Genomic DNA, 22,368 nt, shown 5'->3' with positions numbered 1-22,368 from the left:
CCTGTTGTTATTCGGCGAACAAGTCGCCCTGCGCTGGTGTAACGTCGATCGATGCGGCCTCTCTGCGAGCCTTCGCCGCCCAGCCAATCAGTACGCACGAAGACGCCCGATCTTCCCTGCGGCGTCCGGCTTCCTTCAGGTTGACGCGGGCATAGTGGATCAGGAAATCGCGCCGTTGCTTTGGATCATCCATGTCGATCACTTCCCCGCCTCCCGCTCCAGCGCCATGACGGCCCCGGGCCTGTCATCCTCGCCTGTGCCACGCGCCTCATATGCGATGAGGAACGCCACGCAGCAGCCGGCGTGCCAGAGATGCGACTTGCCCGTCTCACGGTCCGTGTCCTCGCCATCCCACCAAGCCAGCATATGCCGCAGCAGCGCCGAGTAGACGCGGCTCCACGCCATGCCGCGCTCCCAATTGCGCGGGGCGTATTTCTGTGCACCGAAGTCCAATATGGATGCCACGCTGGTCAGCAGCTCTGGCGGCAGCAGGTGCATGGGAAGCTTTTCGCCATCGTCCTTGCGGCCCTCGCTCATACCCCTGCCTCCTGCCACAGCGCCCGCTCGATCTGCTCTGCCCGCGTTACCGGGCTGCTGTACATGTGGCTGTTGCCGCGTGGGGCTGTCTCGTGGCGTGGGTCGCGGGCAAACTCGCCCCAGGGTGGGCGGCGCAGCGATATGCGGTTGGCGCGCTGACATGTTCCGGTGGACACCTCGATAACCAGCTTGCTGGGATCGGGCTTCTTCACCGGCGCAGGCTCTGGCTTGGCCTCAGACGCCAGCTTGAATCCGTTCTCGTCCATGATGCGGCGAATGAAGGCATGCGACTTGCCGGTGGCCTTGCGCATCTCCCCCATCATCATGCCTGCCTCGCAGTGCTTGCGGATGATGTCGGTCCATGCTTCGCGTACCTTGCGGGCGTTTTCCATGTGCTTGGAAATTGCTTTGCTGCTGTCCATTATTTCACCTCCGGGGGGCGCTTCATCTTGGCGAGCAATGCATCCTCGCGTTCCTGTTCGGCGACTTGCTGCGCGGATAGCTTCTCCCGCATTGAGGAAATGATGCCGTTGACATGCGCCATGGTCGCCTTTCGGCGTTTCTCGGATTCCTCCGGTGTGAGCGTCACCGTTTTCTCGGTCGGCAAGGCTCTTGCGCGAAGCTCCCGGTCCCGAATTTTTTCTTCGGCACGGTCCAGCTCTACCCTGACTGCACGACGATGGGCGACAAGCTCGTCGCAGGCATCTGACAATTCGGCCCAGCTGGGGAAGAAGCGCCACACCCGCGAAAGCAGAGCCTCGCGGACAACGTCAGCCGGGTATTCGCGGAGTCTGGAAACATAAGCACGGAGACGCAGCATCTCGTTCCCGTCGCCGTCGAAGCGCTTAGGAGCAATCAGAGAGAGTTCCGCTACCCATTCTTCGACCTGATCTTCGGTTGGCTGTGCGAATGCCCCGGCCAGACGTTCGCGCATCGCGCAAATGCTGTCCTCGTCGCCTTTGATCGTCGCTAGAATTTTCCCGGTCTTTTCATATCCGATGAAAGCGCCGTACTTGTCGTACTTAGCCTTCATATCCTTGCTGACGTGCAACTCTACTCCGCATTGCTGCGCCAGCGAGGCCAGAGAATTGTTGACCTGCCTGGGGCTGCTGGCGGCGAGGCGCACTTCTGGCCGCGAACTCACGGGAGTTCCTGATCCACGTTCTCCAGCCGGCGTCCCAATCTTTGAACTTGGTGCCGCGTGACTTGTGATAATCTCTGAATTTTTCGGATTCATTTTCGATTTCCCAATCAGTGAGATTTTGCTTGTGGGCGTCGGCGATGTTTTTCTGAGAAGGCTTCCAGTCATCAGAGATCGACGTAGCCCGCTTCGATTTTTCCCTTGGGGGAATAAAAAGGGGTTCTTCTGATGGTTTAGTGATGGTTCCTGATGGTTCGGGTGCATCTGCTGCGGGGTTTGGGCGCATCTGCTGCGGGGTTTGGGGTGCATCTGCTGCGGGGGTGCATTTCGTGCAGGGTGCATCTGCTGCGGGGTTTGCGCTGACGAAATAGACGTTTGTGTTATTCTTTCCGCCGCCCGCGATGACGCGAATATAACCCTGATTGACCAGCTTTCTGATGTTGGTCTGAACAGCCCTTTCGCTAAGCCCTGTTCTCCGGCCTAGACGTGATATCGAGGGGTAACACCGGCCCGTGTCATCCGCATGATCCGCCAACGCAAGCATGATCAGACGTTCAGTGGGCGCCAGCGTTTCGCTCTCGAAAACAGCGGACATGATTTTGACGCTCATTCCGCCCCCTCTCCGACGATCTGGTCACGCAGACGCCGATAATCGTTCGGCTGCCATGCTGCGCTCTCGGCCATGATTTCACGTGCCAGGAGGCAAAAGCCGTCCAGCGTGATCTCGGCCCATTCATCAGACGGCCATGCGTCACAGAAGGCGCGGAGAGGCACCGAGACACGGATCGGGCCGCGAGTGACGCGATATATGACGCAGGGAAGCTGATCGGTCGCGCGGGCGGCTTCTACAGCCTGACGACGCCATGCCGGCAGGTTCGCCGTGTTGCAGTGCTTGCACTCGATCGAGAAGCCCCAGCCGGGTGCATCGGTGGTCAGATCGCCCTGCCCGCTTGTCTGGTACTGTTTCAGGTTGCGATTGAAGTCGATGCCGAGGCGCTCGAACAATTCCTTCGCTACGGTGCGTTCAAATTCCGCGCCCTTCCGGCGTTGCATCGCGCCCATCAGATCAAGCTCCCCTGATCAGGTTCATCTGCGTCTCGATGTATCGGCGCTTGACGACCCCGTTGTTGAACGTCAGCCGGTCTGCGCGGCGCGATATCAGCGCGGCGGTCGTCGGCCCATTGCTGGGCTGCGGAGCGGTGAGCGAGACAGGAGTAGATGGTCTGTCCGCCCACGGAGAAACCGAATGGCGCGTTGAGAGCGCCGCATCTGCCACAGCGAGGAACCTTGCGCATGGCATCACTCGCCCGCCCCTTGACGGGGGCGTGAACGGTTACTCAAAAACTTTTGAGTGGGGGCTAGCAGGCAAGCGGCGGTGTGGGGCAGGAATGCCAACCCCACACATGCGAATATCAAGCTGGTCACGAATGCCCAGCCAACGAGATAAAGCAGCCTCATTGCCGCGCCTCCATGAAGTCTGTGAATGATCGTCCGGCAAGCGCCACAACGTCGCCAGAAGGACGATTGGCGCCGTTCCACCAGTTCAGTGCAGTCTGGAATGTAACGCCGAAAGCATGCGCTACGGCTTCGGGGTTTCGGTAGTTGGCCCGAAGGAAGTCTGACCAGTAAAACGCGAACCGAGCACGAAACGCGCGCGGGTCAAAAACTTTGGGTAAAGACATTTGAGTTCCCTTTGTGGTTGAGTTGGCTTGTGATGGGCCAACAGCAACAGAATGAGGAAACGGGGGCGCGGCGTGTTTCATCGCTGCGCCTCTTGTTTAGGGGATCGTTCGCGGGCTAGCTGTTCAAGAGTGAGTTTTTTCCCTCGACGCCTAGCGGCTTCGATCAAATGGATGTCGTAAGCTGCCGGGATACGGCCTCGGGCGGACCACGAATAAACCGTTGTGTAGGGCTTACCTATATCGCGGGCCAGCGCAGCAAGGTCCGGCCAAATGTGAAAGATGTTCTCCATGCCACATAACTTCGCAATCTGCGTAGCAATTGTCAATACGCAAATAGCTTAGTTAATTTCGCGGACTGCGTAGTTATGATCCGCTCGGATTTCTTAGGATGGTGCAGAATGCTTGAAGAGAAGGGCGACGACATCGAAGCGGTGGCTGCAAGATTAAAGGCTGCGCGTCTCGCTCTTGGCATGGAGAAGAAGGAATTCGCAGAACGGGCTGAAATGGGGATGCAGACCTATGGCCCATTTGAAAACGCCAAGCGTCCGTTGAGTTTAGAAGCAGCCAAGAAGTTGCGCAAAGCTTATGGGCTGTCCTTGGAGTTCATGTACTTTGGAAAAATTGATGATCTGCCACATAAGATTGCCGCTAAGCTGTAAGGAAACCCATCTGTAAGATCGGCCCAAAAATCCATCGGCAAACCGGTTTCTTCCCGCGCTTTTTTCATGGCCTCTAAAAGATCGGCATCGCTGATCGTGTCTCTCTTTTCCATCTACCACCTCTATATGGCATGAGAACACAAGCAGAACATTGCCGATGAATCAATGCCACGACTAGTTGCGTCTTGCGCCTATATCGTGGTGCGAATCATGGGAATCGGGGTAGATTATGGGTCTTAGTTAACGCCAGATCGATTGTCATGATACAACATACCTGTGGATGGATGCCGACATGAACGACACACCGGCCCCAAGAAGAAGCAACGAAGCCGCGCTGCGTGACTTTCTGCTTGATCTGCTCGTGAACATGCAGGTCGAGTTGCTGGCCACAGAGGAAGGCCGCGAAAAAGTCTGCACCGCCTATGAATGGCAGGCGACACAATCACACCCCGCGGTTGCGTCTGTGCTGCGACAAGCCGCCGAGATGGTTAGAACCAAATGACCGAGACGTCAGACCAATACGAAGCCGCTATCCGTGTGATCCTCGACATGCTGAAATTGCAGACGGAAACGCCGGCTGCGATATCGAAAGATGACCTTCCCGAGATGGTGAGGGTGGCTGCCGATGAACGGGAACGGCAGGGCGATTACGGTGCGGCACGCATGCTGGACGAATACGCGGATAAGTTGGAGCTGTCGTTTTTGCATAGGAAGGATTGAATTGACTCCTACGTTCTCTTTATGTTCTCATGCGATCCGAACATATCAGGAGAAGTGATATGCAGGATGACATCACGCCTTCCCAGTTCATCGAGGTCATGCCCAGCGCATCAGATGAAGAGCAATGGCTAGTCTCGGGTCCGAAAATTGATGCGGAGGATATTATCGGTGACCTGATGTTCGCCGACCGCCAAGACGCGATAAACGAAGCGATAGTCCGCGGCCAGAATGTCTCCGTGCCAGTGCAGATAATCGTGAATGCAGGCTTCGGTCACGATGCCGAGGAATGGATCGAAACGGAATACTACAACCCATTTTCCGGCGATCTATGACACTGGAGAAGATGCTGACGGCCGAGTTATGGGCTTCACGTCATCCACGCTCAAAGAAACCGGGATGAGGTCTGTTTATCCCATAGGTAACGGTCCCTTCCCCAAATCGTTGATTGATGAAATCGACAGCTGCCGATGCCCTTTCTCCGGCGCTCCGTTCGGCGGGGGCGAGCGGCGCGAGAAGATCGCCGATCCTGTTCTCCAGCATATCTACATCACCAAGATGCACGCCAATCCCGAGCAATTTCTTCCAGCGCACATATGGCCACGCCCTGATCCACAGCGCCCGGTTTATGCGCAGGAACTCAGCTGTGTCCTGTGTCGAAGCAGTCTTGATCGATCGCGCCCATCGAGGCGCGTCCATCGGCGATAAGTGCAGGCTGAACGACGATGCAACGCGACCATCACGCCGCAGCCGGGACGTCGCCTTCTCGATCAGCCATCGCGACACCAAATACGCTTCTCGCGGCTGGCGCAACTCCGGCGCCAATACCTTGCTGTTTCCGTAGCCGCTCCTTTTCGTCGGCGTGATCTCGATGTTCATACCTTGCAGCATCCGCACAAATCTTTCGCCCTCGACTGATCGCCAGATGATCCGTGCGTGTCGTGGATCGAGTCGGCACAGCGTTCCGACATCATAGACACCAGCACGGAGAAGCCGCGCCTTCATCGATTTCGATATCCCCGGAAGATCATCCAATTCCAGATGGGAAATTCGGTCCGGCATATTGTCAGCCGATAGCCATTGGAAGCCGTTCGGCTTTTCCAACTTTCCCGCGATCTTCGCCAAGAGATGGTTCGGACCGATACCAGCAGAGAAGCGAAGGCATTCCCCGACCTCCGCAGCAACAGCCCCTTTGAGCGACGCAACCAGCGCACGCGCACCAGCGAGTGCTCGGGCCTCACCCGATAGCGCAACCTGAAACTCATCCACTGACCGGATACGCTCCAATTCGCAAAACCGGTCCAGCACCGCCGCGACTTGCAGATTGTAGCGTACGTAGAGCCTATGGCGGCTGGGCAGGAACACAATGCCAGGACACATCCGCCGCGCATCCACAACGCTTGTACCGGTCCCGACCCCGAATGCCTTGGCTTCATAGCTGGCCGCGACACAGCACCCCTTCTCGTTTTCCATGGCGGTGATGGCCACGGGACGACCGCGAATCGACGGGTCAACCTGCTGCTCGACGCTCGCGAAGAAGCTGTTCATGTCGATGTATAGTGTTCGAAACGGCCCCATACCCAATACCTGCCGGATGTTCTGTACGCCGATTATGTTCTATATTTGTTCTCACCATGCAAGAGGACAATATGGACAGGAAAGGACAGTTACGGAACGTCGCGTTTGGCGGCGCCTGGTCCGAACAGATCGCTGGCAATGAAGAACTCGCCGAGGCACTAGCGGTTATCGATGCAGCGATTGACCGGACGCGAGATGAGGATTTGCGGCAGGCACGGGATGTTCGCGAGGCGATTGAGCGGATATCAAGCGCACATCCAAAGGGTGGTATGCTCGCGATTGCATGGGATCGCGCCCTCAATCTTACACATGCAAGCAGCCGCTCATCCGAGATACAGCGTTTGGCCATTGCATATCGGCTTGGCCTCGGTGACAGAATAGGACGGGGAGGATGACTGGATGTGCGGGCGATTTGTCGATCCAAACTTTGCGGAGATCAGCGAGACAAAGATCGACCCGTTCAAGGGGTGGAAGCGCCGATACAACATCAAGCCGACGCAGGACGTCTGGACGTTCGATGATGACGGCGCCCCTGCCCTCGCCCGCTGGTGGCTGATCCCATCATGGCACAAGGGCGATCTAAAAGACTGGAAGGCCACGACATTCAACGCCCGGATCGAGGATGCGGCGAAGAAGCCGGCCTATCGAGGCCCATGGAAATATGGCCGCTGCCTGATCCCCGCCGGTGGCTATTACGAATGGACGGGCGAGAAAGGCAGCAAGCAGCCGCATTTCATTCGGAACGCAGGGAACGAGGAAACGCTGTGGTTCGCCGGGCTGTCGTCAGTCTGGCAGGATATGCTCACCTGCACGATTGTGACCCGCGCGGCGAACGATATGGTTGACGCGGTCCATCACCGCATGCCCGTTATCCTGAACACGGAAGAACGCGATGCATGGCTGGGTGGCAGTGATGATCCAGATATAGGGGCCGGCGTGCAGCTTAGACATCATCCCGTGTCGAAATTCGGGGCAAAGGATGACGGGCCGGAGTTGATCGAAGAAGAATAGGCCAATTCGCCGGTAGAATTAATGACTGACCACAGCGTCCGCATATACTTTTCCTGCGGCCCCACCACCGAGGGGCATTTGCCCACTTGCGCTGCACCGCGGCATTTGGACTGCCGAAACATCAGGCAACTAAAGAATTTCTCATAATATCCTGCCGCATTCATTTACGCCGCTCCGCAGAAATCGTATTTATACATATGCATAACACCAACTGGATAACCCGCTTCCTCTTCCCTGCGGGTGAACCAAGCCCCGCGCGTCATCCTCCTTGCGCGGGGCTTTTTTTACAAAGCGCCGTCACATGACCGCAATGGTTTGTGGCTATTGAACAAGTAATTTTTAGGCAGTCATATTGCAGTCCGCGCTTCCCCAAAGGTGCGGGCTTTTTTATGCGCGGGTCTTGAGACCGACTGACAAGTTGTCAGAACGCGGAATGCGGCAGGCCCACTTAAGTCGCCCTTGAAGACACATTCGGAGGCTGACAGGTTAGCGATGGTTGTATAATCAACCCCCGTTGGACTCGCCCGCGCTAACAAATTAGCGCGGGCCTTTTTATGCGTAATTCTACTCATTGCGCGGACGAACTGCGCGACCTACATGCTACACACAACGGGCCTCATACCCCCGTTGATTCATGGCTGCCCGTGCCTTGATTGGTGCGGGCAGTTTTTCATGCGCCGATCTCTTCCTCCAGCTTCTCCAGCGCCGCGATCGGCGCGTCATAAGCCCCCCTCGCCTTCGGGAACTTATCTCGCTGGCTGCGGTAAAAGGCCAATTGCTTCGGAAGTTCTTCGATCGGGAATGTCCCTGACCAGTACCGTCCGGTCAGCGTGAATGTCTTGTCGTCGTGCGTGATCTTCATGCGGGTGTATTCGCTTAGCTGAGATCGGCAGGCAAGTCCAAATCACACAGATACGAACGACACCGATGACCTTCGAGTGGCGTCAAGCTCTGCCTCTGGAACGATCCCGAAAATCTCGGGTGTCAGTGTTGTCTGTGTATCTGTCGCTAAGTTGCGGCCACATTGCGTATTCAGATAGGACTGTTCGCAATTTGCCGTGAAACCCACCGGGATAGGGCGATGAAGCTAGAGAGTTCAAAAATTCTAAAACGGCCTCATGCCCTGAGACCTTTGAAACTGTCAACTTATGGATGTCTGCCGATGACATGTTGCGTTCCACGAAATCAGTGACTTCACGCAGCCAATCATCAAGTTCTCCGTCGGCAACGTCTACGCCTCGAACCCAAAGAGCAGATAGAGCCGCACTCATTCTTTCGGACTGCGCTGACGCTTCTATCGCCTCCCGAAGGTGTCGAATTTCCTTTACCTGATCCCGATCTATTCGCGCCGGGGCCACAAGCAAATCCGATACGAACGTGACAACCAGGCTCCCGACAAGGGCGGCTAGAGTGATAATGCCAGCTTTCGCATGGCTGTCCCACGCCCCAAATCTCGGCACTATCCATAACAGCGCGAAAATTATTGCAGCTTGGAGAATGAACCTCATTGCTCCCTCGCGCCATTTTGGCCACCGCTCTGCTGATGAAGTCCAGGCCTGTCGCCACACTTTCCCCAGATACCGCATCGAATGATCCTCGCAACACCCTGACGGGCGAGCTTACGCGGGAGCGGGAACGATTCGCAATTCGGCGGAACATCATTGTTTTCCATGCCCTGATTCTACCGCGTCGCGGAGGCATGGGCAAATTATTACTTCGCAAATTGCGTATTTTTTATCTTGACGCTACGCATATTGCGAAGTACATTCCTTTCATACCGCCGAAGAACTCGACCGCCAAACGGCAACGGAGCGAACTCGGAAACGGAGAGGATACATGGACAACTCTTTCAACATCATCTGGCTGATCGGCTTCATGGCCATCGTTGCCCTCGCTGCATGGGGGATCGCGTGATGCATATCCCGGCACATATCACCGGAACCGCAGTTAAGCCGTCATGGCACAAGGCAAGCGACCTGACCGAAGACATCTCCGACATCTACGGAGACGCGACAGGCGATTATGAGAGCGCAGTAACCGCGCATTTCACTCTCAGCACTCAAGCTGTCGATGGCGGCACAAACGACCCCGACGACTGGCGGTATGCAGACTGGAAAGACCTGATCGGCGCAGAGATCGATGGCGCAGACGGCATCCGCTACATGAGCCGGTTCGACCTGAATAACGCCGGCGTCGATACCGCATCGCTGGATGGGGTGGTGTGATGGGAAGTCTCCGAGATTGGTTTTGTGACGGCATCGGCGCGATCTGCGTTTTTGCCGCCCCGTATCTCTGGCTCCTGCTGACTTGGGCAGCGCAGCCATGATCGTCACCGTACATTTCACGCCCTACTGGGCTTGGCAGGACGAATACGACCGCCTCCCCGCATGGGTGCAGCAGAAATACCGGGCGCAGGTCGCCCTCAAGCAAACCGCGTGACCCTCCCCACGCGGACGCCGGCGGGGCCTACCGTTTCACCCCGCCGGCAATAGTTCCCCGGCATGACGCCGGCCCCCTCGGAGCCGCGCATAAGCGCACAGTATGGAGCCTGTCCCTCTCTGGAATGAAGGCTCCGGGGGCATCAATTCGAAAGGCAACGCAGATGAACCCGATCACAAAGCATGAAGCAAATGCAACCCTACCTGCTGATCCCATCGTATCGATGATTGAGCGGGTTGTCATGAACCCCGACGCCGATCTGGATAAGCTGGAACGGATGCTGGTCATGAAAGAGCGCGTTGACGCACAGAGCGCCCGTATCGCCTTTTCCCATGCCTTGGCATCGGCCCGGAAAGATATGCCGACGATCGTCAAGGACGCCGTGGTGGATTTCACCAGCAGCAAGGGCCGGACCCATTACAAGCACGAAACCCTTGCAGGTATCGCGAAGCAGATTGACCCTATCCTTGCTGCGAATGGGCTGTCCTATCGGTTCCGGACAGGTCAGCAGAATGGCGTCAGCGTGACCTGCATAATTGAGCATGTCCATGGCCACTTGGAGGAAACGACGCTTTCCGCTTCGCCGGACCAGTCGGGAAACAAGAACGGCTTTCAGGCCATCGGAAGCGCGGTGACGTATCTGCAAAGGTATACTCTGAAAGCAGCGCTTGGGCTGTCCGCAGAGGTTGACGACGACGCGCAATCAGCAGCGCCGCGAGACATCGGACGTCAGGGGTCAGAGGTCCATGAACGCCCGCAGCCCGTCGATATGTCGAGACGCGCCGACAACATGATTGCGGCACTAAAGAGGAACGGTGTTACCGAAGCCGACAGCGAGAAGTTTAAAGCGTCATTCGCTGAAATGCGGTCATCGGATTCCGAGAACGCGGCCCGAGTTGAGGCTGAAATCGAAACCCTGAAAGCCGCCGCCAATGCCGATCTGGCCGGCGATGGCATTCCTTACTGACGGAGATAGACATGAACGCCCCTGCAAAAGTCGGCCACAACATGCCGCCCGACCCGCTAGATGAAGCCCTTGCCCCTTTCGGTGACGCTATCGAGGAAAGCAACAACTGGCTGGATGGATCGCCGGTAGAAAACGAAGAGCAGATGAAGGCGCTAGACGCCCTGCAAAAGACGCTCAAAGAAGCGAAGAAAGCCGTTACTGCTGCAGAAGATAGCGCGGCAAAGCCGATCTACGACGCATGGAAAGCCGAGAAGGCCCGGTTCAAGCCGACGCTTGACGATCTGGAAATGCGCATCAAGGGATGCGCGGCACTGCAAGACCCGTACAAGCGCAAGCTGGCGGCCGAGAAGGAAGAAGCAAAGCGCAAGGCTTACGAGGAACAGCGGGCCAAGGAACGCGCTGCCGAAGAAGCTGCGCGGCAAGTAAGGGCTGGCGATATCGAGGCCGAACGCGCGGCAGCCGAGGCTGCACAAGCCGCTATGGACGCCAAGAAAGCCGCAGCATCCGCGAACAAGGATACCGTCAAGGGTATGCGCACGGTGACGAAATACGAGATCACCGATCACCGCAAACTGCTGAACTGGATCGCCGTCAATCGGCGCGATGATCTGACCGCATTCATCGAAGAATGGGCAAGACGGAACCACAAAGAGAACGTCGGGGCCGATGGCCTGCGCGTATATCAAGAGAAGGTGGCTTACTGATGCTGAACCGTTGCGAATTTATTGGGAACCTCGGGGCTGACCCTGAAATCAGAACCATGCAATCTGGCGACAAGATCGCCAATCTACGGATCGCCGTCAGTGAAAAATGGCGCGATAAGCAGTCGGGCGAGCAGCGCGAGAAAACCGAATGGGTTCCCATCGTTATCTTCGGTCCGTTGGCTAAGACCGCAGAGCAGTATCTGCGCAAGGGAAGCAAAGTCTTCGTCGCCGGGAAGTTCACGACCAGAAAATGGCAGGACCAAAGCGGCAATGACCGCTACAGCACCGAGATTGTCCTGCAAGGCTTCGACGCCAAGTTGGTGATGCTGGACGGGGCGCAAGGCGGCGGATCGCGGGACAGTGGGAACGGCAGCTATCAGGAGCCGCTAGGACAATCCGGCGCACCGGCAGGCGGTGCGCCCAGCGGCGGCGCACCAGACCCGTATGACGGAGATAGCATCCCCTTTTCCGCAGAGTGGAGGGTCTAATGCCGATCTGCCGGGTTTGCCAGGAGGAGAAAGAGGCTTCGGGATTTTACCCGCAGCAAATTCGCCGAGACGGGGAGTCCGGTGAATGCAAGGAGTGCACGAAAGAAAGGGTCCGAAATAATCGAGATGAGAAGATCGATTACTACCGAAATTATGACCGCGTTCGATATCGGGAGAACGATCACCGAAAGGATGCCGCTAGAAGGAGTTCTGAAAGCGCTGCGGGTATTGCTTCGAGGAAGAAATATCGCGACCGCATAAAGGGAACCCCTAAACGGAAGGCCCACTGCGCCGTCAATAATGCCGTTAGAGATGGAAGGCTGGCGAAGGATAGTGAGTGCTTCTTTTGTGGAGCCGAAGGGAAGCTTCACGCTCATCACCACGATTACTCCCGCCCTTTAGATGTGTTCTGGCTGTGCACGTCCTGCCACGGGAAGCTGCATACAGTGAACGGCGACTTCCTGAGAGGAGAAAACCGCGCATGACCTACCCGAAGCCCACCATCATCGCCGCCATTGCAGCCGCACGCCAATCAGGCTGGACGGAGCGGTCACTGATCATCGACACGGCAGCCGCGCTACTTGCGGAAACCATCGGCGGCACGGTCGATAGCGCCGAGCAGCAGGTGATCGATATGCTGTATGAGGCCGCGGCATGAAATTCGCGCCGATCCGCATCATCAGCGACAGCCAGCGTCTGTATTTGCAGCAGATCGCGCCGACAATACCGGCTGGCTTCGTGGTGCGGATCACGCAGGACCGATCGACCAAGCAGAACCGCCTACAGCGCCAGTGGTGCAATGACGTGGCTGCGCAGCTTGGTGACGTGTCGGCAGAATGGGCGCGAGGATACAGCAAGCTGCACTTTGGCGTGCCGATCCTGCGCCGGACTGATGATGAGTTTCGCGTCAAATATGACCAGCACGTCAAGCCACTCGTATACGAAAGCAAGCTGGCCTGCATGATGGAGCCGATCGACATGCCGGTAACTCGCCGCATGAGCAAGGAAGCCAAGACGGAATACCTGGACGAGATGGCGCGGCATTGGTCGGCTCAAGGCGTCAGACTGACTGACCCGGAGGATATGAGATGACCTTCATCGCCCGCATGAAGGGTCCGCTTGGCCAGAAAGGCGAGAAGCGAAAGCCTCGTAGCGCCAGCAAAACCAAGGCCGAGAAAGACCACATGGAAGCCGTTGACGGATTGCCCTGCCTCGTCTGCGGAGCATGGCCGGTCGAGGTTCACCATGAAGGCGAGCCGCGCAGCAATATGCGCGTCCTGCCGCTATGCCCGCCGCACCATCGGCGCGAGTTCGGGCCCGGTGCATATCACTATTCCAAGCGGGCGTTCTACGCCGCGCATGGTTCCAGCGAGGAACTGCTTAAGCGCGTGGAACGCATGCTGACCGACCAAGAGGATGAAGCCCTTGGCAACTGGTTCTAACCCCGCGCCCTCGCCTGTGCGCGGCAACTCGGCGGCGCTGTCCGCCACCTTTATTCAATGGAGAGCGGAATGACTGATCGTCCGATCCTTTTCAGCGGCCAGATAGCCCGCGCCGCCCTCAACCACAAGGAGACGGAATGATGGCACGCGCACCGAGCAGAACAGTCATCAACGACCGACTGCAAATTGCGCTACAGGTGGCCGAGGATCGCGGCCTGACCGTCTACGGATACCGTATTGGCGAAACGGGAGACGTGCATATAATCACCAACGCACCGACGCAGGCGAACGCGAGCGAGGCAGATAAATGGCTGGCGGAAAACTGACTGGAATTCATCGCGTCAAAAAGCGGATGGCGTCGGGCCGTATCCGCCAGTACCACTACGCCTATCGCGGTGGGCCGATGTTCTGGAACTCGGATATGCCTCACGCCGAAGGATCGCCGAAATACGTTGCCGACCTGTCTAGGCATCAAGGCCCAGTTCGGTCTGCCGGCAAGTTCCGCATGCTCATCGTCCGGTATCTCGAAAGCGGTGCCTATGCGAAACTTGCCCCGCGCACCAAGAGCGATGAAAGCAAGTACATCACCCCTATCGACAAGAAATTCGGGGATGCGCCAATCTCGATCCTGAATAGCCGGAAGATTCGCGGTGTCGCTATGAAGTGGCGGGATGAAAATTGGTCTGGAAGGCAGGCCGACGCGCATATGTCGATGCTCGCGAAGCTTTCGGCCTTCGCCTATGACAACGGCATGAGCGAGTATCATCATCTCGCGGGGATTAAAGGCGTCTATTCCGTCGATCGATCTGGATTTATCTGGACGGATGACGAGATCGAGCGAACGATCCGCATTGCCAGTGCGCCAGTTCAGCGAGCAATTATCATCGCCAGCGAAACCGGCCTTGCCCCTGTCGATATGGTCACTCTCACCAAGGGGAATGTGTCAGTCACCCCCTCTGGCCGGTACCTGCGCGGGCGCAGAGCCAAGACGGGACAGCCATACAGCATACCGGTCACGCCCCGGCTTGCGGAGGTAATCGATTCATCCACGGATATGCTGATCCTGACGAAGATTCGAGGCGGGGGCCAATGGACACCGAGACAAGTATCCCGGCAGATCACCAAATACGCCAAAGAGGCGAAGGTGAACCCGAAACTGACCCCCTATGACCTGCGCGGGACCGCCGCGACACGGCTTCTCATTGCGGGCCTAAAGCTGGGGGACATTGCGGCATTCATGGGATGGTCCCTCAAGCACGCATCCGAAATGATCGAAAAATATGCCCGCGCGAATCCGGAGAATGGGGCAGAGATTTTGCTCAAGCTGGCACGGCAAAAATAGTTTACAGCATCTCTGTAAGTCATTGATATAAAACAACCTGAAACACGGTCAGTTTACAGGAAAACGCTTGTAGATCAGGCTAAATCTAGGGTTTTTGGTACCGTGTACCGTAGGTTCGAATCCTACCGCCCCAGCCAGTCTTTCGGCAGAAAGTTACACGACGGTCAGGCTGGCAATTTTGCCAGGAAGACCCAGTCTATAGGGTAGCCGATAATTTGTTCTGCTTCCGCCCCTTTGCCAACGAGCCGCGCCCATGATCACGCGAGCGAGATGCGGCTCTGGACGTCAGCCCTCCGTTCAGAGCCCAAGCGATCAGGGTAAGGGATAGCGCTATTCAGGCAAGGATGCGTGGATTTTCACCCATATCCAGCCCTGGAAAGACCGAACTTTCAAGCGCCCCCCGTTCGGTCCCGAACAGATCGTGCAATGCCCAGGCGGCATAAGCGCGAATATCCGTCACAGGCATCAGGTCGCGCCCGGCATAAAGATCGCTTTCGCCCAGCCCCGGCCATTTCCCCAAAGCCTGTCCGCCACGCACTGCCCCTCCGGCGATCAGCATGGCTCCGCCCGTACCATGATCGGTACCACCCGAACCGTTTTCACGCACAGTCCTGCCGAACTCGGTCATGGCCAGCACGGTCGTCTTTGACCAGTTCTCACCCAGATCCTCACGCAGTGTCAGAATCGCGTCCGCAAGGTTCATCAATGCACTGTCAATCGTAACGAATTGCCGCGCATGCGTATCCCATCCGGACAACGAAAAGGTCGCGATCCGCGTGTCACCGTTCAACCGGCTTGCAGAGAAACGCGCCAATTCACGTGCATCACGGGTCGGCCCTTTCTTCTCTTTGATCTTATCCATGCTTTGACTGGCGATTTCCATCCCTTCGAATCCGCCTTCGCGAAACAACGGATCGTCGTGATAGACATGTTGCAGCAGCATCTGTGCCTGCGGGCCAAGCTGCAGGTTGATTTTCGGCGTCCAGCTTTTTGCCGGCGCATCGCCAGCGAGAATCCGCATCTGTTCGGTACCGACCGAATAGGCGGTTTCGGATTTCGCGCCAGGCATGTTGTGCAACAGACGATTCAGCCAACCGTCGCGCTGCTGAAAGACCTCCACATCCGTTCCGGTGCCGGCTTCAAGCATGTCCTGCCCGTCGAAATGGCTTCGCTTGTCGCGATAGGGTGTCGAGACGGCGGGCGCAAAACCCAGCTCTCCGGCTTTCCATAGCGGCATGAGCGATGATAACGACGGATGCAGGGCGAAGAACCCGTCAAGATCATGCGCCCCCTGATCCGGACCAAGCGAGATTTTCCGGCGCAGCTTGCGCAATTCCGGATCGCCATAAGGCTGGAACACATCGATACCATCCATAGCACCGCGCAGAATGATCACGACCAGCCGGTTTTCGCCGGGAGCGGAGGCAAAGGCGATGCTGGACAAAAGCGGATGTGCCGCAGCCGAGCAGCCGATGATTGCACTGGATTTAAGGAATAGTCGTCGACTCAGCATCGCTTCATCTCCGGTTGAAATCCACCGATGCCAGCACGATCGCAATTCCGTCGCGCGTGGTCTCGGCCTTGGGGACCGCCCATTGCAGCGGTTCGGAGGCGGTTTCTCCAAGAGCTGTCTGCATGAACTGTCGCGGATCAGGCAGCTTCTTGCGGAACTTCTGAGGCACATTCATGGCCCATTCGATCCGGGCAGCCAGCCCTTGTGGCGTAATCCAGTCATCGGCGGCTTCGGGCCAGCCATCAGGTCCCGCAGGTCTGGCCCATTTCTGCCCCATTCCCGTCAGGGGAAATTCCAGCCATTGGCGCACCTGCTTGGGTTTGAGAGCCATGATCTCTTCACCAGTGACACCAAGACTGCGCAATGAGGCAACGATGAATTCGAATGGCTGCTTCACCTTCTCGCGGAAATGCTCCGCAAGTTCAGGGGAATCGGCCAAGGCAGCGTTAACCGCGCTTAGGTCTCCGTCCGTGTCGGTATAGGTTCCTGCCAATCGGTCTACCAGCGATTGCGGCGGATCGTCCGAGATGAAATGCGTGACCAGCTTTCGCGCCAGATGCTGCGCGGTTGCGGGATTCCGGGACAAATCCTCGATAACGGCACGAATATCGTCGAGCTTCGGAGGGCCATCCCCCCTGTAACTTTGCCCCAATACGGTGACTTCTCCCGGTTCGGCGCGCTCAGCGAGGAAAATATCTCCATGTTCCGAACTATATGTCAGCCCGGTCAATAATTTCGCAAGCTGCCGCACATCTTTCTGCGTGTAATCCGCCCCGACCCCAAGACTATGCAGTTCGATCATTTCGCGCGCGAGGTTTTCATTCAGGCCAAGCTTATTCTTTCCCTTTCTTTGCTTTGCCAAGGGCGAATTGGGTCCGACCGAGTTATTCTGATTAAGGTAGACCAGCATGCATGGATGCGTCTCTGCTGCGAACATCAGGTCGGCGAATCTTCCGCCGATATGCGGGCGGATCGCCTCATTCACATGGCTGCTGATCATCACGCGACGCACGACATCGGTACCGCTGACCGTGAAATGATCGGCCCAGAACTGGACCAGCCTTTCGCCAAACCCTCCCGGATCGTCAACGGCACGAGCATAGCGGCGCTGCGTATCCCTGAGAACCAGCAGACTTAAGCTCTGACGCTGCTTTTTGATCGCCTCGGCGGCGGTTTTGTCGCCATTCTTACGCTTTTTCGACAGTTTTCTGAGACGCGACTGTCCGTTGCGCGCAGCCGCCATGGTGACGCCATCAGCATCAGCCGCCGCACGCCTGACTGAAGCAAGCACCTCGTCCCGTCCGGCAGGAGGGGGTGTTTGCGCCGATAATCCATATCCCAGCCGAATCGCCGCAAGTTCCGGATATGTGGCCATCTCTGCCTCGTTTCACCTTGTTCATGCCGTCAAACCGGCCACATGGCGCAGACTACATCATTCATCGATCCGATGTCATTTCACGCTTTCGGTAGTCTTCCAGAACGCGACTGACTGCCCCACCGACCAGATTTCCGGATGATGCATTTAAGTACAAGCTGACGTCTTTACCAAAAGTTCCGTCAGATTTAACTGTGCATCGCGTCGCTCGTGACGAAAAGCGAATCCTGTGGCGTTACATCCGGCTTACGGCCGCAAGCCCAAGATTGCAGAAAACGATCAGGAGAAACAGTAATGATGGTGTTCTGGAAATTCGGCCTGGCATTCCTGGCCGTACCCAAGACAGGTACACATGCCTATCAGGCAGCATTGGCCGATCAGGCCGCAATCGTATTCCGCCACCCGCCGGGCCTGAAACATATGGGCATCCGCATGTTCAATAACCGGTTCCGCAAACTGATCCCGGACGGCCCGGCACCCATCGAGACCCTGGCCGTTATCCGGGAACCGCTTGACTGGTTGGGAAGCTGGTATCGCTATCGGTTACTTCCACAATTTTCCGGACAGCCGGAATCCACCCGGGATGTAAGCTTCACCAAATTCATTGAAGGATATCTTGCCGAAGAACAGCCTGGCTATGCAAAAATCGGGCGGCAAAGCCAGATGGTGACCGCCCCGGATCTTGGCTACAAGGTTGATTACCTGTTCAAATACGAAAGTCAGGAAGCCTTGCAGGACTTCCTGACTGACAGGCTGCGGATTGATCTTGATGTGCTTGAAAAGATCAACGTCTCTCCTCGGGCACATCTGGAGCTTCCAACGGAATTACGCAGCCATCTTCGGGAAATGCGCCAAAGCGATTTCGACCTGTATGAAGAAGCGATGTGAACCCAGCGCGAACAGGTATGTGTAACGATCAGAAGCCGAAGGAGAAGCGGCGCACCACGCCGAGTTTCAGCGAGGGTTGCCATTCTTCCTGCACGATCGGCGAATCGGCGGCATCACCAAGCAGCTTGCCATAGGACACTTCGCCCAGCAGGGCGGTCTTGTCATTGACGGCATAGGCCGCCTGGAACTTGATCGCAGCAGAGGTCAGCCCGCCGCCCGCATCATATGCGGAATATTGGCTGCGGCTTGCCTCATCCGGCGTCACACCGAAATAGGTGTTGGTGTATTTCGAGTTGGCGAAGCCCAGTTCGACACCGGACCACAAGGAAACCCGATCACTCAGAACCGTGCGGTAATCCATCCCGACTTCACCTGTCAGGCCTTCATGCCCTTTGAAGCCCCTGCGCATCGAGGCATAGGCCGTCACCGGCCCGTTTACATAGTTAAGGCGGGCACCCACTTCATAGGCCCGTTCGATTTCATCCAACCCTTCAAGCGCCGCATCGTCCGAAGTTTCGCGATCTCCGACCAGCGAAAACGAGGGTTGAAGAGAGAATCCGTCTTTACTGCCGTCATCGGCCCCAAAGCTGACATTGCGCCAGATGAACCACGGCGCGATAGAGGAATCATCTGCGCCGGGATAGGTCGGTTTGGCCTGCACGCCAAGCCCAAGATCAGCCGATACTTCCTGCGAATACGCCGCCGTCGTGACGGCGGAGGTCAAAATTACTGCAACTAGAAAACATTTCATGAGACTGTCCGGACCCAAGGTTCAAAGGCTGTGCTGTCATCACTTAGCGGAGAATCACTTCGCCGCGCAAGAAAACATCGTCCAGATCGCGGTCAGGAAATCGTGCCTGCACAATTCCGCAACAGTCCTCAGGACTTCTGCGCAAGTTCAAGATTTTCCAGTGCGTTCATCCAGATATCTTCCGCCCGCCGCATGGCATCTTTTGCTTCAGCATGTTTCCGGCCCCATTTCTCGGCCTCCACGGCATCCCGGTAAATCTCGGGATCGGCCAGTTTCAGATCCAGCTTCTTCAGCATGTCGGCCAGCTTCTGCACCCGTTCTTCGGCGCGTCGAACCTCGGCTTTGACGGATTGCAATTCATCGCGGGCCGGGCGTTTGGCGACGGGTTTCACTGGCTCGGGCGGCTTGGGCCTGGACGGCTGATCTCCGTTCAGCAGGAATCGGCGATAATCTTCCAGATCACCTTCATAACCCGTGACCTGTCCTTCATTCACCAGCCACAACCGATCCGCGACCAGCCCCAGAAGATGCATGTCGTGACTGACCAGCACAACCGCCCCGGTATAATCATTCAATGCCTCGGACAGTGCCTCGCGGCTTTCAATATCAAGGTGGTTAGTCGGTTCGTCCAGCACAAGCAGATGCGGCGCATCGATCGTGGCGATCAGCAAGGAAAGCCGCGCCTTCTGGCCACCGGACAATTGCCCGACCCGGGTTTCCGCCTGCGCCTCCATCAGCCCGAATCCGGCCAGCCGCGCACGCAGCCTTGACGGCGCTTCGTCCGGGCGGAGTCGTCGCACATGATCCAGCGGAGTTTCATTCAGCGACAATTCATCGACCTGATGCTGCGCAAAGTAACCCACCCGCAATTTCGTCGCGCGGGTGATCCGGCCCTCCATCACGGTCAGCCGTTCGGCCAACAGCTTGGACAGCGTGGATTTTCCCTGCCCGTTCCGGCCCAACAGCGCGATCCGGTCATCTTGATCGATCCGTAGATTCAGCCGTCGCAACACCGCCCGGTCGCCATAACCGACCGCGACATCCTCCATCGCGATAATGGGCGGCGACAATTCCTCGGGCTGGGGAAAGCTGAAACGGTGGAATTTCGCTTCTTCCGGCGCGGTGATCGGCACCATCCTGGCCAGCATCTTGATGCGGGCCTGCGCCTGACGGGCCTTGGTCGCCTTGGCGCGGAAACGGTCCACGAAACTTTGCAAATGTGCCCGGCGATCCGCCTGTTTCCTCGCCTCTGCAGCCTGAAGCGCCCGCTTCTCTGCCCGCAGCTTGGCAAAACCGTCATAGCCGCCGGTGTAAAGCGTCAGCTTGCGGTTTTCGACATGCAGGATATGTCCGACCGCCCGGTTCAGCAATTCCCGGTCATGGCTGATGATGATCACCGTGTGCGGGTAGCGGGCCAGATAGGTTTCGAGCCATAGCGCACCTTCAAGATCCAGATAGTTGGTCGGCTCGTCCAGAAGCAACAGATCGGGTTGCGAAAACAGCACCCCCGCAAGCGCCACCCGCATCCGCCAGCCGCCCGAGAAATCGCTGGTCGGGCGCGCCTGATCGGCATTGCCGAATCCCAACCCGTCAAGGATCGAAGCCGCGCGCGCCTCGGCCGACCATGCATCGATATCAGCCAGCCGCGTCTGGATCTCGGCGATCCGATGCGCATCTGTAGCGGTCTCGCTTTCCGCCATCAGGGCCGCGCGTTCCTTATCCTCGGCCAATACCGTCTCCAGTACCGAACGGTCGGTGCCCGGAGCTTCTTGCGCCACGCCGCCGATACGGGCGCGGCTTGGCAATGTGATCTCACCCCCATCAAGCGCCAGCTCGCCGCGGATCAGCCGGAACAGCGTCGTCTTTCCTGCCCCATTGGGACCGACAAGACCGATCTTGTGACCTTCGGGAATACTGACCGACGCGCTTTCGAAAAGCGGGCGGCCCTGAATGGAAAAGGATATGTCGTCGATACGTAGCATGGTTCGCGGCATGGCCCAAGCCGTGCCTCGCGTCAATGGGCGGACAGCGATGAGGTGCAGATGAATGCGGTCCGGAGCCTTCCTGCCGACGGCTTCCTGCCATCCTCTATTTCAGGCAGCCTTTCCCCTGATGCGGGAATAACGCGCAATCGGTCTCATGCTATCGTTGAAAGGCTGGAACCAGAATTTCCTGCTTATCCCGTATCTACGGAAATCGCGGAAATTTCATGGTGCCGGTGAAGGGACTCGAACCCCCGACCCCATCATTACGAATGACGTGCTCTACCAGCTGAGCTACACCGGCCTTTTATTATGCCGGGGCAAATAGCAGGTTCCTTTGGAAGGGGAAAGAGGGTAACGGCGATATTCGGCAGCGATCAGCAGATAATATTTTTCCGTCAGTGAGCGGGTGTCGAGAACCGCAACGGCATCTGGCGAAAGGTGCCCGGATAATGTCAACTGCGACAATGGTCCACGATACCGATCGCTGCCGCAATCGCCTCATCGATCGAGATATTGCTGGTATCGATGATCCGCGCATCATCCGCCGGACGCATCGGCGCCGTATCACGTTCCCGGTCGCGCCGGTCACGTTCCCGCAATTCAGACAGCATTTGCGCCGGATCCGCACCCAGTTCCGCCGCGCGGCGCTGTGCCCTCACCTCATTCGAGGCAACGACATACAGTTTTACCGGCGCATCTGGACAAATCACCGTGCCGATATCGCGCCCATCCAGTACCGCACCCGGCTCCTGCGCGGCAAAACGGCGTTGAAACTCGACCAGCGCCGAACGGACTTCGGGAATGATGGCAATGCGGCTTGCGATCTGCCCAGCTTCCGAACTGCGCAGACCGTCACGTTCAAGATCCGCAGGTGTCAGAGTTCGTGCGGCCTCTACCGGATCACCGCCTTTGGCTCCGGTGGCCCGATACAGCAATCCGGTATCAAGATGATAAAAACCGTAATGTTCGGCCAACGCACGGGCGATCGTGCCCTTTCCCGAAGCGGCGGGTCCGTCAATTGCAATGATGAAAGGCATACCAGCAGCGCACTCATAAAGTTTTGAAAAGCCAGACCTGCTTGCCATATTTTCAGGTCACAGATCCAGTTTGCAACGGGATTTGCGGAAAAAAGATTTTTCCCGACGACGA

Annotated in this window: 31 protein-coding genes and 1 tRNA gene; 16 read left to right on the top strand and 16 right to left on the bottom strand. The window is 57.3% G+C overall.

Annotation, left to right across the window (positions count from 1 at the left end):
• Positions 1-7 precede the first annotated feature (7 nt).
• From Q0601_RS00830 to Q0601_RS24675, 8 genes are all read right to left on the bottom strand, one after another.
• Positions 8-202, bottom strand: a complete 195-nt coding sequence (locus tag Q0601_RS00830) for a hypothetical protein (RefSeq protein WP_305286117.1) — start codon at positions 200-202, stop codon at positions 8-10.
• Positions 199-537, bottom strand: a complete 339-nt coding sequence (locus tag Q0601_RS00825) for a dATP/dGTP diphosphohydrolase domain-containing protein (protein WP_305286115.1) — start codon at positions 535-537, stop codon at positions 199-201. Before Q0601_RS00825 ends, Q0601_RS00830 begins: the two co-directional genes overlap by 4 nt.
• Positions 534-959, bottom strand: a complete 426-nt coding sequence (locus Q0601_RS00820) for a hypothetical protein (RefSeq protein ID WP_305286113.1) — start codon at positions 957-959, stop codon at positions 534-536. The genes Q0601_RS00825 and Q0601_RS00820 overlap by 4 nt, the downstream gene beginning before the upstream one ends.
• Positions 959-1,570, bottom strand: a complete 612-nt coding sequence (locus Q0601_RS00815; protein WP_305286111.1) for a hypothetical protein — start codon at positions 1,568-1,570, stop codon at positions 959-961. Before Q0601_RS00815 ends, Q0601_RS00820 begins: the two co-directional genes overlap by 1 nt.
• A complete protein-coding gene (locus Q0601_RS00810) occupies positions 1,560-2,288 on the bottom strand; it encodes a helix-turn-helix domain-containing protein (protein ID WP_305286109.1) in 729 nt (242 codons plus the stop codon). The genes Q0601_RS00815 and Q0601_RS00810 overlap by 11 nt, the downstream gene beginning before the upstream one ends.
• Positions 2,285-2,740: a putative PDDEXK endonuclease gene (locus tag Q0601_RS00805; RefSeq protein ID WP_305286106.1), complete on the bottom strand. Its 456-nt coding sequence runs from the start codon at positions 2,738-2,740 to the stop codon at positions 2,285-2,287. The genes Q0601_RS00810 and Q0601_RS00805 overlap by 4 nt, the downstream gene beginning before the upstream one ends.
• Before the next feature lie 392 nt (positions 2,741-3,132).
• On the bottom strand, positions 3,133-3,360 hold the full coding sequence (locus Q0601_RS00800; protein WP_305286105.1) for a hypothetical protein: 228 nt from the start codon (positions 3,358-3,360) through the stop codon (positions 3,133-3,135).
• A 77-nt stretch (positions 3,361-3,437) separates the two neighbouring features.
• The gene (locus Q0601_RS24675) at positions 3,438-3,650 is read right to left on the bottom strand and encodes a carph-isopro domain-containing protein (RefSeq protein WP_370656077.1); all 213 of its coding nucleotides are present in this window, start codon (positions 3,648-3,650) and stop codon (positions 3,438-3,440) included.
• A 108-nt stretch (positions 3,651-3,758) separates the two neighbouring features.
• On the opposite strand from Q0601_RS24675, the gene Q0601_RS00795 reads away from it, so the two are divergent.
• The 4 genes from Q0601_RS00795 (at position 3,759) to Q0601_RS00780 (ending at position 5,071) form a co-directional block, all read left to right on the top strand.
• Positions 3,759-4,019 carry a helix-turn-helix domain-containing protein gene (locus Q0601_RS00795; protein ID WP_305286103.1) on the top strand — a complete coding sequence of 87 codons (261 nt, stop codon included), beginning with the start codon at positions 3,759-3,761 and terminating at the stop codon, positions 4,017-4,019.
• 292 nt (positions 4,020-4,311) lie between these two features.
• The gene (locus tag Q0601_RS00790; protein WP_305286101.1) at positions 4,312-4,521 is read left to right on the top strand and encodes a hypothetical protein; all 210 of its coding nucleotides are present in this window, start codon (positions 4,312-4,314) and stop codon (positions 4,519-4,521) included.
• Positions 4,518-4,739 carry a hypothetical protein gene (locus Q0601_RS00785; protein ID WP_305286099.1) on the top strand — a complete coding sequence of 74 codons (222 nt, stop codon included), beginning with the start codon at positions 4,518-4,520 and terminating at the stop codon, positions 4,737-4,739. Before Q0601_RS00790 ends, Q0601_RS00785 begins: the two co-directional genes overlap by 4 nt.
• Positions 4,740-4,798: 59 nt before the next feature.
• The gene (locus Q0601_RS00780) at positions 4,799-5,071 is read left to right on the top strand and encodes a hypothetical protein (RefSeq protein ID WP_305286097.1); all 273 of its coding nucleotides are present in this window, start codon (positions 4,799-4,801) and stop codon (positions 5,069-5,071) included.
• Between the two features lie 40 nt (positions 5,072-5,111).
• Here Q0601_RS00780 and Q0601_RS00775 read toward each other — a convergent pair whose 3' ends face one another.
• A complete protein-coding gene (locus Q0601_RS00775) occupies positions 5,112-6,314 on the bottom strand; it encodes a DNA polymerase Y family protein (protein WP_305286095.1) in 1,203 nt (400 codons plus the stop codon).
• Positions 6,315-6,385: 71 nt separating this feature from the next.
• Between Q0601_RS00775 and Q0601_RS00770 the strand changes: the two genes are divergently transcribed.
• Both Q0601_RS00770 and Q0601_RS00765 read left to right on the top strand, forming a co-directional pair.
• Positions 6,386-6,709, top strand: coding sequence for a hypothetical protein (locus Q0601_RS00770; protein WP_305286093.1), 324 nt, complete (start codon positions 6,386-6,388; stop codon positions 6,707-6,709).
• Between the two features lie 4 nt (positions 6,710-6,713).
• Complete coding sequence (locus Q0601_RS00765) at positions 6,714-7,325, top strand: SOS response-associated peptidase (RefSeq protein WP_305286091.1); 612 nt, start codon at positions 6,714-6,716, stop codon at positions 7,323-7,325.
• A gap of 670 nt (positions 7,326-7,995) precedes the next feature.
• Here the strand turns inward: Q0601_RS00765 and Q0601_RS00760 are convergent.
• Positions 7,996-8,187, bottom strand: a complete 192-nt coding sequence (locus Q0601_RS00760) for a hypothetical protein (protein ID WP_305286089.1) — start codon at positions 8,185-8,187, stop codon at positions 7,996-7,998.
• Positions 8,188-9,238: 1,051 nt separating this feature from the next.
• Here Q0601_RS00760 and Q0601_RS00755 point away from each other — a divergent pair.
• From Q0601_RS00755 to Q0601_RS00715, 9 genes are all read left to right on the top strand, one after another.
• Positions 9,239-9,550 carry a hypothetical protein gene (locus Q0601_RS00755; protein ID WP_305286088.1) on the top strand — a complete coding sequence of 104 codons (312 nt, stop codon included), beginning with the start codon at positions 9,239-9,241 and terminating at the stop codon, positions 9,548-9,550.
• Positions 9,551-9,888: 338 nt separating this feature from the next.
• Positions 9,889-10,731, top strand: coding sequence for an ERF family protein (locus Q0601_RS00750; RefSeq protein WP_370656076.1), 843 nt, complete (start codon positions 9,889-9,891; stop codon positions 10,729-10,731).
• Positions 10,732-10,742: 11 nt separating this feature from the next.
• The gene (locus Q0601_RS00745; RefSeq protein WP_305286086.1) at positions 10,743-11,435 is read left to right on the top strand and encodes a hypothetical protein; all 693 of its coding nucleotides are present in this window, start codon (positions 10,743-10,745) and stop codon (positions 11,433-11,435) included.
• Entirely contained in the window at positions 11,435-11,923 is a 489-nt protein-coding gene (gene ssb / locus Q0601_RS00740; RefSeq protein WP_305286083.1) for a single-stranded DNA-binding protein, read from the top strand. The genes Q0601_RS00745 and ssb overlap by 1 nt, the downstream gene beginning before the upstream one ends.
• Before the next feature lie 481 nt (positions 11,924-12,404).
• Complete coding sequence (locus tag Q0601_RS00735; protein WP_305286081.1) at positions 12,405-12,581, top strand: hypothetical protein; 177 nt, start codon at positions 12,405-12,407, stop codon at positions 12,579-12,581.
• The gene (locus Q0601_RS00730) at positions 12,578-13,015 is read left to right on the top strand and encodes a hypothetical protein (protein WP_305286079.1); all 438 of its coding nucleotides are present in this window, start codon (positions 12,578-12,580) and stop codon (positions 13,013-13,015) included. Before Q0601_RS00735 ends, Q0601_RS00730 begins: the two co-directional genes overlap by 4 nt.
• Positions 13,012-13,365, top strand: a complete 354-nt coding sequence (locus tag Q0601_RS00725) for a DUF968 domain-containing protein (RefSeq protein WP_305286077.1) — start codon at positions 13,012-13,014, stop codon at positions 13,363-13,365. The genes Q0601_RS00730 and Q0601_RS00725 overlap by 4 nt, the downstream gene beginning before the upstream one ends.
• Positions 13,366-13,505: 140 nt before the next feature.
• The gene (locus tag Q0601_RS00720; protein ID WP_305286075.1) at positions 13,506-13,691 is read left to right on the top strand and encodes a hypothetical protein; all 186 of its coding nucleotides are present in this window, start codon (positions 13,506-13,508) and stop codon (positions 13,689-13,691) included.
• Entirely contained in the window at positions 13,673-14,707 is a 1,035-nt protein-coding gene (locus tag Q0601_RS00715) for a tyrosine-type recombinase/integrase (protein WP_305286073.1), read from the top strand. The genes Q0601_RS00720 and Q0601_RS00715 overlap by 19 nt, the downstream gene beginning before the upstream one ends.
• A gap of 334 nt (positions 14,708-15,041) precedes the next feature.
• Here Q0601_RS00715 and Q0601_RS00710 read toward each other — a convergent pair whose 3' ends face one another.
• A complete protein-coding gene (locus Q0601_RS00710) occupies positions 15,042-16,220 on the bottom strand; it encodes a DUF1501 domain-containing protein (protein ID WP_305286070.1) in 1,179 nt (392 codons plus the stop codon).
• Between the two features lie 4 nt (positions 16,221-16,224).
• Positions 16,225-17,595: a DUF1800 domain-containing protein gene (locus Q0601_RS00705; protein WP_305286068.1), complete on the bottom strand. Its 1,371-nt coding sequence runs from the start codon at positions 17,593-17,595 to the stop codon at positions 16,225-16,227.
• 294 nt (positions 17,596-17,889) lie between these two features.
• Between Q0601_RS00705 and Q0601_RS00700 the strand changes: the two genes are divergently transcribed.
• Entirely contained in the window at positions 17,890-18,483 is a 594-nt protein-coding gene (locus Q0601_RS00700) for a gamma-glutamyl kinase (protein WP_305286066.1), read from the top strand.
• Between the two features lie 28 nt (positions 18,484-18,511).
• Here Q0601_RS00700 and Q0601_RS00695 read toward each other — a convergent pair whose 3' ends face one another.
• The 4 genes from Q0601_RS00695 to Q0601_RS00680 form a co-directional block, all read right to left on the bottom strand.
• Entirely contained in the window at positions 18,512-19,234 is a 723-nt protein-coding gene (locus Q0601_RS00695; RefSeq protein ID WP_305286064.1) for a MipA/OmpV family protein, read from the bottom strand.
• Positions 19,235-19,362: 128 nt separating this feature from the next.
• Positions 19,363-21,216, bottom strand: a complete 1,854-nt coding sequence (locus Q0601_RS00690) for an ABC-F family ATP-binding cassette domain-containing protein (RefSeq protein ID WP_305286716.1) — start codon at positions 21,214-21,216, stop codon at positions 19,363-19,365.
• A gap of 228 nt (positions 21,217-21,444) precedes the next feature.
• A tRNA-Thr gene (locus tag Q0601_RS00685) sits at positions 21,445-21,520 on the bottom strand.
• 151 nt (positions 21,521-21,671) lie between these two features.
• Entirely contained in the window at positions 21,672-22,256 is a 585-nt protein-coding gene (locus tag Q0601_RS00680; protein WP_305286062.1) for a (d)CMP kinase, read from the bottom strand.
• Positions 22,257-22,368 lie beyond the last annotated feature (112 nt).

Source organism: Paracoccus wurundjeri (genome assembly GCF_030678915.1).
Classification (GTDB): Bacteria; Pseudomonadota; Alphaproteobacteria; order Rhodobacterales; family Rhodobacteraceae; genus Paracoccus; species Paracoccus onubensis_A.
The sequence above is the reverse complement of the archived record's forward strand: the minus strand, read 5'-3'. Positions and strand labels throughout refer to the sequence as shown.